A 376-nucleotide genomic window follows, 5' to 3' on the forward strand; every position below is an offset into this window, starting at 1 on the left:
GTTCAGGTGACCATTTGGCTTCGATCAGATGGCGAATATAAGCATAAGCAAATGTGGTGAGTGAAGAGGTTCTACGATAGCAACGCTGTTTTGAAAGTTCATGTGCTTGTTTAGCACGATAACTTCGTAGTCCTTTATTTCGTCTAATTTCTCGTGAAATAGTTGCAGGGGATCTATTGAGGTCTCTAGCGATTTGGGCTTGTGAAGTTTTGCTTTTCAAAGCGGCATAAATTTCGTATCTTTCTTCTTGAGAAAGTTGGGTGTATTGATTCATTGTGTGCTTTCCAATTGCGAGTTGAAAAAATCAGAATAAAGTCAATATATCCTAACTTTCTCAACTACTTCCAAAAGTGTTGCACTTCGTTGTTGAATCTGC

The 376-nt window shown here is 38.6% G+C and carries 1 protein-coding gene; it reads right to left on the reverse strand.

The features are described 5' to 3' along the window. Positions 1 to 274: helix-turn-helix domain-containing protein (locus AVJ19_RS21335; RefSeq protein ID WP_162626697.1), on the reverse strand; the 274-nt coding region annotated here is incomplete at its 3' end. Positions 275 to 376 lie beyond the last annotated feature (102 nt).

It is taken from the genome of Acinetobacter sp. CFCC 10889 (genome assembly GCF_003268395.1).
In the GTDB taxonomy this organism is placed as follows: Bacteria; Pseudomonadota; Gammaproteobacteria; order Pseudomonadales; family Moraxellaceae; genus Acinetobacter.